This window comes from Streptomyces sp. NPDC018026 (assembly GCF_044327745.1).
Classification (GTDB): Bacteria; Actinomycetota; Actinomycetes; order Streptomycetales; family Streptomycetaceae; genus Streptomyces; species Streptomyces rubrogriseus.
The window spans coordinates 116213-128211 of sequence record NZ_JBIRFY010000019.1; the positions used below are offsets into that span (position 1 = coordinate 116213).

11 protein-coding genes are annotated in these 11999 nt (G+C 72.5%); 2 read left to right on the forward strand and 9 right to left on the reverse strand.

The window, feature by feature from the left end:
* Positions 1-72: 72 nt before the first annotated feature.
* The 9 genes from ACH4D3_RS37265 to ACH4D3_RS37305 all read right to left on the reverse strand — a co-directional run bounded on the left by ACH4D3_RS37265 (position 73) and on the right by ACH4D3_RS37305 (position 9651).
* The gene (locus ACH4D3_RS37265; protein WP_398331997.1) at positions 73-1605 is read right to left on the reverse strand and encodes a family 43 glycosylhydrolase; all 1533 of its coding nucleotides are present in this window, start codon (positions 1603-1605) and stop codon (positions 73-75) included.
* Positions 1602-2447 (reverse strand): PmoA family protein, encoded by an 846-nt coding sequence (locus ACH4D3_RS37270; protein WP_398332000.1) that lies wholly within the window; start codon positions 2445-2447, stop codon positions 1602-1604. The genes ACH4D3_RS37265 and ACH4D3_RS37270 overlap by 4 nt, the downstream gene beginning before the upstream one ends.
* Positions 2444-3601 carry a Gfo/Idh/MocA family protein gene (locus tag ACH4D3_RS37275; RefSeq protein ID WP_398332003.1) on the reverse strand — a complete coding sequence of 386 codons (1158 nt, stop codon included), beginning with the start codon at positions 3599-3601 and terminating at the stop codon, positions 2444-2446. Before ACH4D3_RS37275 ends, ACH4D3_RS37270 begins: the two co-directional genes overlap by 4 nt.
* Positions 3598-4494 (reverse strand): carbohydrate ABC transporter permease, encoded by an 897-nt coding sequence (locus ACH4D3_RS37280; protein WP_398332005.1) that lies wholly within the window; start codon positions 4492-4494, stop codon positions 3598-3600. The genes ACH4D3_RS37275 and ACH4D3_RS37280 overlap by 4 nt, the downstream gene beginning before the upstream one ends.
* The gene (locus ACH4D3_RS37285) at positions 4491-5426 is read right to left on the reverse strand and encodes a carbohydrate ABC transporter permease (protein WP_102927759.1); all 936 of its coding nucleotides are present in this window, start codon (positions 5424-5426) and stop codon (positions 4491-4493) included. The genes ACH4D3_RS37280 and ACH4D3_RS37285 overlap by 4 nt, the downstream gene beginning before the upstream one ends.
* A gap of 102 nt (positions 5427-5528) precedes the next feature.
* A complete protein-coding gene (gene araD, locus ACH4D3_RS37290) occupies positions 5529-7259 on the reverse strand; it encodes an L-arabinonate dehydratase (protein ID WP_398332008.1) in 1731 nt (576 codons plus the stop codon).
* Entirely contained in the window at positions 7256-8164 is a 909-nt protein-coding gene (locus tag ACH4D3_RS37295; RefSeq protein WP_398332011.1) for a dihydrodipicolinate synthase family protein, read from the reverse strand. Before ACH4D3_RS37295 ends, araD begins: the two co-directional genes overlap by 4 nt.
* On the reverse strand, positions 8161-8829 hold the full coding sequence (locus ACH4D3_RS37300; protein ID WP_398332014.1) for a GntR family transcriptional regulator: 669 nt from the start codon (positions 8827-8829) through the stop codon (positions 8161-8163). Before ACH4D3_RS37300 ends, ACH4D3_RS37295 begins: the two co-directional genes overlap by 4 nt.
* Before the next feature lie 219 nt (positions 8830-9048).
* Positions 9049-9651, reverse strand: coding sequence for a TIGR03086 family metal-binding protein (locus ACH4D3_RS37305; RefSeq protein WP_398332017.1), 603 nt, complete (start codon positions 9649-9651; stop codon positions 9049-9051).
* Positions 9652-9789: 138 nt separating this feature from the next.
* On the opposite strand from ACH4D3_RS37305, the gene ACH4D3_RS37310 reads away from it, so the two are divergent.
* Together ACH4D3_RS37310 and ACH4D3_RS37315 are read left to right on the forward strand one after the other, a co-directional pair.
* The gene (locus ACH4D3_RS37310) at positions 9790-11034 is read left to right on the forward strand and encodes an MFS transporter (protein ID WP_398332020.1); all 1245 of its coding nucleotides are present in this window, start codon (positions 9790-9792) and stop codon (positions 11032-11034) included.
* A gap of 40 nt (positions 11035-11074) precedes the next feature.
* On the forward strand, positions 11075-11845 hold the full coding sequence (locus ACH4D3_RS37315; RefSeq protein ID WP_398332023.1) for a transposase: 771 nt from the start codon (positions 11075-11077) through the stop codon (positions 11843-11845).
* The last annotated feature ends 154 nt before the right edge of the window (positions 11846-11999 follow it).

The following is an 11999-nucleotide window of genomic DNA, read 5'->3' on the forward strand; positions in this document are numbered from 1 at the left end:
GGTCGGCTCTCTTCTTCCGGATCTTCTGGATCGAACAAGGCGGTGGAACGACAACGTGGGGGTTCAGTGGGTTCAGTGGGTTCGGTGGGGCCCGACGCGGAACCGCGTGAAGGTGGCGGTGCCGGCCTGTCCCTGGCCGGCGGGTGCGAGGGCGAACAGGCCGAGCAGTGCGCCGACCCAGCGCCAGGGGGTGGCGGCGAACTCCCGGCCGACGGGGCACGGACCGTCGCCGAGGTCGTACGAGAAGCGGCAGCGCGCCCCCGGCACCGTCTCGATCCGCAGCCGGACCCGTCCCCCGGGTGCGGGGCGGGGGCGGTCGGCGTCCCGTTCGGCCTCGGCCACCGACTCGGCGAACCGGTGCACCAGGTGCACCGTCCCGTCGGCGTCCCGCTGGAGCCCGATCCAGCGGTAGGCGTCGCCCAGCACCGCGAGCCCGGCCCGCGCGCCGGGTTCCTCGCTGTCCAGGCGCAACTCGACCTCGATCACCGAGGGCTCGCCGGGGAAGCGCTGGGTCAGGACGCTCGCCAGCAGGCGCAGGTCGTGCGCGTCGGCCGAGCGGACACAGGCCAGGCGCAGCCCGTCCCCGGCGTGCTGGGTGGCCCAGCCGGCCCGGGGGTTGGCCGTCCACGACCACTGGCGGCCGAACCGCCCGCCGGGGAAGTCGTCGTCGGTGGCGGGGGCGGCGGGCGGCTGCGGGGGCAGCGCGGGACGCCGGTGCTCGGTGACCGGGGCGCCCTCGTCACCCAGGACCGGCCAGCCGTCCGGGCCCCACCGCATCGGCTGGAGGTGGACCACCCTCCCGTACGCACCGCGCTGCTGGAAGTGCAGGAACCAGTCCTCGCCGGACGCCGTGCGCACCCAGCCGCCCTGGTGGGGGCCGTTGACGTCGGTGTCCTTCTGTTCCAGGACGGCCTTCTCCTCGTACGGCCCGAAGAAGTCGCGGGAGCGGAAGGCGCCCTGCCAGCCGGTCTCGACCGATCCGGCGGGGGCGAGGATCCAGTACCAGCCGTCGTGCCGGTAGAGCTTGGGGCCCTCCAGGGTGAACCAGCCGGGGAGCCGGTCTCCGTCCACGATCACCGTGCCCTCGTCGAGCAGTCCGGTGCCGTCGGGGCGCATGCGGTGGCCGGTGAGGCGGTTCTTGATCCCGGAGCGGGAGCGGGCCCAGGCGTGCACGAGGTAGGCCTCGCCGGTCCCTTCGTCCCACAGGGGGCAGGGGTCGATCAGGCCCTTGCCCGCCTTGACCAGGTGGGGTGCGGTCCACGGGCCCCGGATGTCGGGGGCGTTGACCTGGAAGACGCCCTGGTCCGGGTCGCCCCAGAAGATCCAGAAACGGCCCGCGTGGTGGCGCAGGGCGGGCGCCCAGACGCCGCAGTCGTGGCGGGGCCGGGCGAACTCCCGCTCGGGTTCGAGCCGCTCCAGGGCGTGCCCGACCAGGGTCCAGTGGACCAGGTCGCGGGAGTGCAGGAGCGGCAGGCCGGGGACGCGGCCGAAGCTGGAGGCGGTCAGGTAGAAGTCGTCGCCGACCCGGATCACGTCCGGGTCGGACCAGTCGGCGTTCAGGACCGGGTTGGTGTACGTCGTCCCCGCGCTCTCGACGGCGGTCACGGGCTCACCGCCTTGCGTACGAGGGCGGCGGCGCCGTCGGCATCGAGGCGGCCGTCGGCGACGACGGTGACGATCCGCCGGACCAGGGTGTCGCCCGGGGCGACGGTCACCCGGTCGTCGTGGGCCAGCGACGAGCCGACGCCCGGGTACTCCTCGGTGCGCACGAACCACGGGTCGCGCCGGGTGCGCTCGGTGGCCCCGGCGAACACCAGCGACCAGGTCTCGCCGGTCAGCGCGAGCCAGTCGGCGCTGCGGCCGTGCACCTCCCGCTCGCCCTCCCGGCCGGCGGTGAAGACGCCGGGCGCCGTGCTCTCCTTGCGGGCGCGCCAGAAGAAGCCGCCGTACGCTGCGCCGGGGCGCCCGTTGGTGGCGGGGCTGCCGATCGTGAGCGGGCCCGGGGTGACGTTGGTGAGGGAGAAGGTGAAGTCCAGCGCCCAGGCGGTGCCCGTGAGTTCGGCGGCCGCGACCGTACGGCGCTCGCGCAGCAGTTCGGTGCCGGCGGCGACCCAGCGCAGCTCCTCGACGAATCCGTCGGGATCGCGGAGCTGGAAGGCGGTGTGCCGCTGGGTGCCGTGGTTGTCCAGCTCGGTCGGCCCCCGGCCCCGGACGTAGGTGCGCCCGCCCCAGAAGTTGTGCCCCTCGACGTCGGGAACGGCGACACCGACGCCGAGGTGATGGAGGTGGTCGGCGGGGCTGAACTCGGTGACGGCCGTGCCGGCCAGGGTGGCGACGGGGTGCAGGTAGGGGCGCGGGGAGAGCCGGTGCGGCAGTTCCGGCCGGGTCACGTAGCGGGCGACGGGGCGGCCCGCCACGCGCAGCACCGGGGAGTCGTTGCCGGTCATCGGGTGCTCACCTCGTATCGGGGGTGCTCGGTGCGCGGCGCCCAGGGCGCGCCCAGTTCGGAGTAGAGGGAGAGGGTCTCGGCGGCGGCGGCCACCAGGCCGTCGATGCCGGGGACCACGCGGCGCTCCTCGCCGGGGACGCGGCGCCAGGCGGCGGCGGGCAGCGGTTCCGGGTCGGGCGCCCGGCGGATCGCCTCGACCACCCGCATGAAGGCGCCCGTCTCGTCCGGCGGGACCAGCAGCGGGGCGCCGGTGGTGAGGTGGTCGACCAGGTTCTCCAGCAGGTCGGTGCGGTCGTGGTGGAACTCCTCGGGGCCGTGGCCGCCGCGCTGGAGCAGGACCCGGTCCTGCTTGTACCAGAAGGTGACGCGGCCGCTGGAGCCGTGCACCAGGACGTACGGCTCGTCGGCCCGCTCCGCGCACAGGGTGGCGGCGACGGTGACCCGGTGCCCACGCGCGGTGCCGATCCGTACGCAGGAGGTGTCGTCGGCCTCGATGTCGTTGGCGTGGCTCAGCTCGGTCTCGATGCCGGTGACGTCCTCGGCGCGGGCGGTGCCGCCGAGCGCGAGGGCGGTGGCGACGGCGTGCGCCAGCGGGTTGGTCAGCGCGCCGTCGATCACGTCGGCGCCGTTCAGCCGCCGCTTGCCCGACCAGGGCGCCCGGCGGAAGTAGGCCTCGTCGCGTACCCACGCCCCGGCCCCGCCGATGCCCGCGACCTCGCCGATCGCCCCCCGGGCGATCAGCTCGCGGATGGCCGGCACGGCGTGCGAGCCCAGCGACTGGAACCCGACCTGGCAGGCGACGCCGGCCTCGGCGACCCCGTCGGCCATCCGCCGGAACTCGGCGTACGACGGTGCCGGGGGCTTCTCCAGGAGCAGGTGCACGCCCCGGCGGGCGGCGGTCAGCGCGAGGTCGGTGTGGGTGGGGATCGGCGTGCAGATCACCGCGATCCGGGCGCCGGTGGAGTCGAGCAGGGCCCCGAAGTCGGCGGACTGCTCGGGGAGTTCGCCCTCGGCCTCCGGCTCGGTCAGCGGGGTCAGTTCGCAGATGCCGGCCAGCCGGACCAGTCCCGCCCGCTCCAGGCGGCGGATGTTGGCGACGTGCCAGCGGCCGTGGCCGCGGGCGCCGGCGAGGACGACGGGAACCCGGCTCATCCCTTCACCGCCCCCGCGCTGAAGCCGGTGATCAGCCACTTCTGGATGAAGGCGAAGACGATCACGACCGGGACGGCCGCGACGATGCCGCCGGCGGCCAGCGCGCCGAGGTCGACGCTGTCCGCGCTCATCAAGGAGTTGAGGCCGACCGGGATGGTCTGCTTGCTCTGGTTGTTGAGGAACATCAGGGCGAACAGGAAGTGGTTCCAGGAGTGCACGAAGGCGAAGGAGCCCACCGCGATCAGTCCCGGCCGCAGCAACGGCAGTACGACGATCCTGAAGGCCCGGAACCGGCCGCAGCCGTCGACCCAGGCGGCCTCCTCCAGGGAATACGGCACGTTCTTGATGAAGTTGCTGATCAGGATGATCGACAGGGGCAGCTGGAAGACCGTCTCGGCGATGATGACGCTGCCCAGCGAGTTGATCATCTGGAGTCCGGCGAAGATCTCGAACAGCGGCACCAGCAGCAGCGCGCCGGGCACGAACTGGGAGCAGAGCAGGGCGAGCATGAAGCCGCGCTTGATCCTGAAGTCGAACCGGGCGAGGGCGTAGCCGCCGGCCAGGGCGACGAGCGTGGTCATCACCAGGGTCGCGAGGCCGACGTACACGCTGTTGGTGAAGTAGGTGCCGAAGCCGCGGTCGGTCCACACCTTCTCGAAGTGCTCGGTGGTCATCGGCCAGGGCACCAGCGAGGTCGAGCCGGTCGGGCGCAGCGCGAAGAGCAGGATCCAGTAGAACGGGATCAGGGTGAAGACCAGGTAGATCCCGAGCGGCAGGTAGATCTGCCAGCGGGGCACCTCGTCCCAGGCCGGGCGCTTCCTGCCGGGCCGCGCCGCCGCGGGGGCGACCGGCGCGGGGGCGGGGGCGGCCGCGGGGGCCTCTTTGGTGATCACTTGTTCTCGCCTCCGAACTTGCTCAGCCGCAGGTAGACGATCGAGCAGAAGAGCAGGATCACGAACGCGACCGTGGTGAGGGCCGACGCGTAGCCGAAGTCGTGGGCGTCGACGCTGGTGTTGGCGATGTACAGGGGCAACGTCGTGGTCTCGCCCGCTGGTCCACCGCCGGTCAGGGTGTAGAGCAGGTCGACGTTGTTGAACTCCCACACCGCGCGCAGCAGCGTGGACAGGATGATGGCGTCCTTCAGATGCGGCAGCGTGATGTGCCAGAACTGCTTGATGCGGCTGGCGCCGTCGACCTCGGCGGCCTCGTACAGGTCCTTGGAGACGGACTGGAGGTCGGCGAGGATGAGGATCGCGAAGAAGGGCACGCCGCGCCAGAGGTCGGCGACCACCGCCGCGGAGAACACGGTCGAGGTGTCGGAGAGCCAGCTGGTGCCGTACGAGCCGATGCCCATGTCCGCGAGGTAGCGGGTGACGCCGGTCTGGGAGTTGTAGAGCAGTACCCAGATCGCCGAGGTCAGCACGCCGGAGACGGCCCACGGGGAGAAGACCAGCGCCCGTCCGATGCCCCGGCCCACGAAGGTCTGGTTGACGATGAGGGCCAGCGCCAGGCCGAAGAGCAGCTGCAGTCCGACCTCGACGAAGACCCACTTGGCGCTGAAGGTGAGGGTGTCCCAGAAGACCGCGTCGTCGGTGAAGATCTTGACGAAGTTGTCGAAGCCCGCGAAACCGTTCCGCCACGGCTTGGTGGGGTTGTACTCCTGCAGGCTGTAGTAGAAGACGCTGATGACCGGGTAGGCGATGAAGCCCAGCATCAGCAGGGCGGCCGGTCCGATCAGCAGGTACGGGAGCCTGCGCGGCGTGGCCGAGGCACGGCGCCGCCGGGGTGGCGCGGGCGGTTTCGCCACGGCTGCGGCTTGGGCCATGACAGTTCTCCGTTCAGTTACGTCTACGTCGTGCGGGGGTCGTACAGGAAGCGCTTTCTCGGCAGGCAGGGCTGTGCGGAGGCGGTTCGTGCCGTACGGGGCTCAGCCGGCGTACGGGTCCTGCACCTTGCCCGGGCGGGCCAGGAACTCGAAGTCGCAGCCGGTGTCGGCCTGGGTGATCTGTTCGTTGTAGAGCGCGCCGTAACCGCGCTCGTAGCGGGCGGGCGGCGGGGTCCAGGCGGCCCTGCGGCGCTCCAGCTCCTCGTCGTCCACGTTGAGCCGCAGCGAGCGCGCCCCGACGTCGAGGGTGATGGAGTCGCCGGTGCGCACCAGGGCGAGCGGTCCGCCGACGTACGACTCGGGGGCCACGTGCAGCACGCACGCGCCGTAACTGGTGCCGCTCATCCGGGCGTCGGAGATCCGGACCATGTCCCGCACGCCCTGCTTGAGCAGGTGGTCGGGGATGGGCAGCATGCCGTACTCGGGCATGCCCGGCCCGCCCTTGGGCCCGGCGTTGCGGAGCACCAGCACGCTGTCGGCGGTGATGCCGAGGTCCGGGTCGTTGATGGTGCGCTGCATGGTCCGGTAGTCGTCGAAGACGACGGCGGGACCGGTGTGCTTGAGCAGGTGCGGCTCGGCGGCGATGTGCTTGATGACGGCGCCGTCCGGGCAGAGGTTGCCGCGCAGTACGGCGACGCCGCCCTCGCTCGCGACCGGGTTGTCGCGGGGCCTGATGACGTCGTCGTGGTGGACGAGGGCGCCGTCCAGCTGCTCGCGCAGGGTGTCGTGCGCGACCGTGGGCCGGTCCAGGTGGAGCAGGTCGGTGATGCGGGACAGGAAGCCGGGCAGCCCGCCGGCGAAGTGGAAGTCCTCCATCAGGTAGGTGTGTCCGCCGGGGCGGACGTTGGCGAGCACCGGGACGGTGCGGGCGATCCGGTCGAAGTCGTCCAGGGTGAGGGTGACTCCGGCCCGGCCCGCCATGGCGATCAGGTGGATCACGGCGTTGGTGGAGCCGCCGAGGCCGAGGACGGTGGTGACGGCGTCCTCGAAGGCGTCCGCGGTGAGGATGTCGCTCAGCTTCCGGTCCCGGTGGACCAGCTCGACGACGCGCAGTCCGGCCGCGGCGGCCATCCGGTCGTGCCCGGAGTCGACGGCCGGGATGCTGGAGGCCCCGGGGACCGTGACGCCGAGGGCCTCGGCGGCGGCGGTCAGGGTGGAGGCGGTGCCCATCGTCATGCAGTGGCCGGGCGAGCGGGCCAGGCCGCTCTCCAGTTCCTGCATCTCGCAGTCGCCGATGAGGCCGGCCCGCTTGTCGTCCCAGTACTTCCACATGTCGGTGCCGGAGCCGAGGGTCTCGCCGCGCCAGTGCCCGGGGAGCATGGGCCCGGCGGGGACGAACACCGCGGGCAGGTCCACCGTGGCGGCGCCCATCAGCAGGGCGGGCGTGGACTTGTCGCAGCCGCCCATCAGCACGGCGCCGTCGACCGGGTAGGAGCGCAGCAGCTCCTCGGTCTCCATGGCGAGGAGGTTGCGGTAGAGCATCGGGGTCGGCTTCTGGAAGGTCTCGCTGAGCGTGGAGACCGGGAACTCCAGCGGGAAGCCGCCCGCCTGCCACACTCCCCGCTTGACCGCCTGGGCGCGGTCGCGCAGGTGGACGTGGCAGGGGTTGATGTCGGACCAGGTGTTGAGGATGGCGATGACGGGCTTGCCGAGGTGCTCCTCGGGCAGGTAGCCGAGCTGGCGGGTGCGGGCGCGGTGGCTGAAGGAGCGCAGGCCGTCCGTGCCGTACCACTGGTGGCTGCGCAGCTCCTCAGGGGACTTCCCGGGGGTCATATGGACCACCCCGCGGCGATGGCGGCGACCTCGGCGCGTTCGCTCTCGGGCAGCGGCTTGCTCGGCGGGCGGACCTCCCGGCGGCACAGGCCCAGCGAGGCGAGGGCCTCCTTGACCACGGTGACGTTGTTGGCGGAGCCGTTGGCGGCGCGCAGTTCCTCGAAGCGGCGGATCTGCTCCCAGACCTTCATGGCGGCCGGGTAGTCGCCCGATCGAAGCGCTTCGATCATGTTCAGCGAGACGGCCGGGGCGACGTTCACCAGTCCCGAGGTGAAGCCGGTGGCGCCCGCGGAGAAGTACGAGGGGGCGTACGGCTCGGCGAGCCCCGCGACCCAGACGAACCGGTCGAGTCCGGCGTCGCGGGCGAACGCGGCGAACTTGGCGGCGTCCGGCACGGCGTACTTCACGCCGATCACGTTGGGGCAGGCGTCGGCGAGGTCGGCGAGGCGGGCGCCGGTGAGCTGGGCGTTGCGGATGTAGGGGACGACGCCCAGTTCGGGGACGGCCTCGGCGATGGCGCGGTGGTAGTCGACCCAGCCGCCCTGGGAGACGTAGGGGTGGACGGGCTGGTGCACCATCACCATGGAGGCACCCAGCTCGCGGGCGTGCCGGGCGGAGGCGACCGCGGTCGGCAGGTCGTGGCCGACGCCGACCAGGATGTCCGCGCGCCCGCCGGTCTCCTCGATCGTCAGCTCGGTGACGAGGCGGCGCTCGGCCGGGTCGAGGGCGTAGAACTCGCCGGTGTTGCCGTTGGGGGTGAGGGTCGTGATGCCACCGTCGAGGAGACGACGCAGCAGGGCCCGGTAGGTGGCGGGGTCGACGGTGCCGTCCTCGGCGAACGGGGTCACCGGGATCGCCACCACGTCGGCCAGGGCCGCCCGCTGGGTCTCGAACGTCGCTGTCATGCCTGACCGTCCTCTTCCTGGGCCGCGTTCCCCGCCTCGGGGAAGGCCCGCTCGACGAACGACGCGATGTGCGCGTGCAGGGCGCGGGCCGCGCCGTCCGCGTCACCGGCGAGGGCGAGGCGCAGGATCTCCTGGTGCTCGCCGGCCTCCCGCTCCCAGGAGGGGTCGGCGGCCCAGGCGACCGCGGAGACCAGGGCCGCCTGGTCGCGCACCTCGTCGAGCATCCGGCCGAGCAGCGGGTTGCCGCAGGGCACGTACAGGGCACGGTGGAACTCGCGGTTGGCCAGCGACCGTTCGGCCGTGTCCGTGGCGCGGTCGGCCCGGGTCAGGGCCTCGCGGGCGGCGTCCAGGGAGGCCTCCCGGCGCACGGCGCGCCGGAGCGCCTCGGGCTCCAGGAGGAGCCGGACGTCGTAGACCTCGCGCGCCATGTCCGCGTCCACCATGCGCACGGTGACGCCCTTGTACTGGCTCATCACGACCAGTCCGGTACCGGCCAGCGTCTTGAGCGCCTCGCGCACCGGTGTCTTGGACACCCCGAACTGCGCGGCGAGGTCGGTCTCGACCAGGGCCTGGCCGGGCGTCAGCCGGCCGGTGAGGATGCGGCGTTTGATCTCCTCCAGCACGTACTGCGTGCGGGAGGGGATCGGCGTGGGCACAGAGGTCATGCGCGCCTCTCGGAATCTCGCGTCGGATGCGCGGACAGATCTCGTGCACGGACAGATCCCGGGCATCAGATCTCGCGTATCGCGTCTCATATATGACGTACGGAGTACGACGCGTTGAAGGTAAGAGGGGCGCGTGGCCACGTCAATGCTTCTGACAAAGGAAGTTGTGCCGGGTGTCCTCCTGCGTCGGGCGTTCGTCGGGCGTGCGTCGGGCGTGTGTCAGGCGGTGCGGGACCAGCCCGGGTCCCGCCCGCTCAGCCCCACCGCGCGCTCCAGCAGCGGCGCGTCCGCGGGGACGGTGACGACCGGCCCGAACATGCCCCGGTCCCGCTCGGACTCCTCCGCGGCGGCGGCGAGCAGGCCGTGTGCCGCCCGCAGCGCGGCCGCGTCGGGGGTGTACTCCTGGCCGGTCGCACGGGCCAGGTCCCAGCCGTGGATGACCAGTTCGTCGGCGACGACGGCACCGGCGACCTCGCCGGGCAGGTCGATGCCGCCGGCCCGGGTCATACCGGTCCACGCGTCGGGCTCGCGCCACGCCTCGGCGAGTTCCCCGAGCACGCCGGCGAGCTCCTCGCGCCAGCCGGGCCCGATGTCGGGGACGGACGCCTCGGGGCTGGTGTTCGTGGTGGGTCCCAGGTCCTTGCGCGCGGCGTCGCGGAAGGCGACGGCGAGACCGGTCAGATGGCCGAGCAGGTTGCGTACGGCGAGGTCGGGGCAGGGCGTCGGGTCCGCGAGGCGGTCCTCGCGCACGCCGTCGGCGAGGCGGGCGAGGATCCGGGTCTGCGGACCCAGGTCGAGGGTGGTGGTGGTCTCGTGGGTCATCCGTGTCTCCTGGGAACGTGTGCTCGCGCTGTCGGGAGGTAGACCGATCACGGCCGCGAAACTCATCGGTCCACGAGCCCGCGCGTAGGGCACCTGCCCGATGCCGGTCGCCGTGCCTTAGGCCCACGATGACCAGGCATGACGACAAGAACGACGACCACGGGCAGGACGCGGCGCAGCCCCTGGCCCCTGGCCCGCGTCCTGCGCGACCGCAACGCCGGTCTGTATCTCGCCGGGGTGGTCGTGTCCGGTTTCGGCAGCTCGGCGCTCGGCCTGGCGGCGGGCGTGTGGGTGAAGGACCTCACCGGCTCGGACGGTCTGGCGGCCCTGTGCCTGCTCGCGCTCTGGACGCCGGCCCTGGCCGGGCCCGCGCTCGGCACGATCGCCGACCGGGTCCGCCGCAAGCCGCTGCTGATCGCCGCGAACCTGCTGCCGGCCGGCCTCCTGCCCGTCCTCTTCGCCGTCGACTCGCCGGGCGCCCTGTGGCTGCTGTTCGCGGTGCTGTTCCTGTACGGCGTGGCGGGCGTCGTACAGGACGCGGCCGAGTCGGCGCTCGTGGCCGCCGCCGTCGACCCCCGCCTGCTCGGCGACTTCAACGGGCTGCGCATGACCGCCAACGAGGGCATGAAACTCGTGGCGCCCCTCGCCGGTGCGGGACTCTGTGCGGCGTACGGCGGCCCGAGTGTGGCGGCCCTGGACGCGCTGACGTTCGTGCTGGCCGCGGGGCTGTACGCGGCCCTGCGGGTGCCGGACGCGCCACCGGGGCGCCCCGCGGTGACCTGGCGGCGGCAGACGGCCGAGGGCGCCCGGTACCTGTGGGGGCACCCGGGGCTGCGCCCGCTGGTGCTCGCGGGCGGGGTGACGATGCTCTGCGCGGGCGTCGGCGGCGCCACCCTGTACGCCGTCGTCGACGCCCTGGGCCGCTCCCCCGCCTACGCCGGTGTGCTGTACGCCGTCCAGGGCGCCGGTTCGGTGACGGTCGGGGTCCTGTCCGGCCCGGCCCTGCGCCGCCTGGGCGCACGTCGGTTCGGGGCCGCCGGGATCGCCCTGTTCGCGGTGGCGGTGGCGGGGCGGGCGGTCCCGTCCGACGCGGTCGTCTGGGCGTCCGCCGCGGCGGTCGGCGTGGGCCTGCCCACGGTGCTGATCGCCGCCTTGACCGCCGTCCAGCACGAGACGCCGGGGCCGCTGCTGGGCCGGGTCTCGGCGACGGCCCACTCGCTGGTCTTCGCCCCGAACGTACTCGGCCTGGCCGCGGGGGCGGCCCTGGTGGAACTGGCCGACCTGCGCCTGTTGCTGCCGTCCGTGGGCGCGGTGCTGCTGGCGACGGCGCTGACGCTGACGCTGGCACCGTCCGGCAGACCGGCGCTGACCGACAGCCCCTAAAGGGTGTTGCAGAAGGCCGTGATCAGGGCATATCCGTTGTATGGCTGGGGTGTTGAGGGCCGAGCGGGTGTGGGTAGAGACGTTCACGGGGTTGCGGGTCGATCAGTTCGGCCGGTTGCTGAAAGCGGTCCGGGAGCGGGGTGGCGAGGGCTGTGGGTGGGGTCGTCCGTGGCGGCTGCCGCTGGCCGAACGGGTGCTGCTGGTGGCGGTGTACTACCGCACGAATCTCACCATGCGGCAGCTGGCCCCTCTGTTCGGCGTCTCTCCGGCGACCGTGTGCCGGGTGATCCAGCGGCTCGGTCCGCTGCTCGCGCTCGAGCCGGCCCGCACCTCCCAGGACCCTGTCGAGCGGCTGTGGATCGTGGACGGCACCCTCGTCCCGGTCCGTGACCGCAAGGTCGGAGCGTCCTCGCGTAACTACCGGTTCTCGGCGAACGTGCAGGTCATCGTGGATGCCGAGACACGGCTGGTGGTGGCCGCGGCACGTCCGGTGCCCGGTAACACGGCTGACGCGAAAGCCTGGCGGGACTCCGGCCTGGCCGCACACTGCGAAGGCGTCACCGTCCTCGGCGACGGCGCCTACATCAATACCGGCCTGATCGTCCCGCACCGCAAACGCCCGGGGCGACCCCTGCTGAAGGGCGAGGAGGAGGACAACGCGCAGCATCGCAAGGTCCGCGCCCGCGTCGAGCACACCTTCTCCCGCATGAAGAACTACAAGATCCTCCGCGACTGCCGGCAACGCGGCGACGGCCTCCATCACGCCGTCCAGGCCGTCGCCCGCATGCACAACCTCGCCCTCACCGCATGACCACACACGCCCGAACACCGCTCCAACCTGCCTGATCACGGCCTTCTGCAACACCCTTTAGCTTGTTCTTTAACCTCGGGACCTTCTTGTCAGTGCCTGGTTCTATCCTCCGCTGAACGTCACGGATGGACTGGGAGTCAGGCTGTGCAGATCG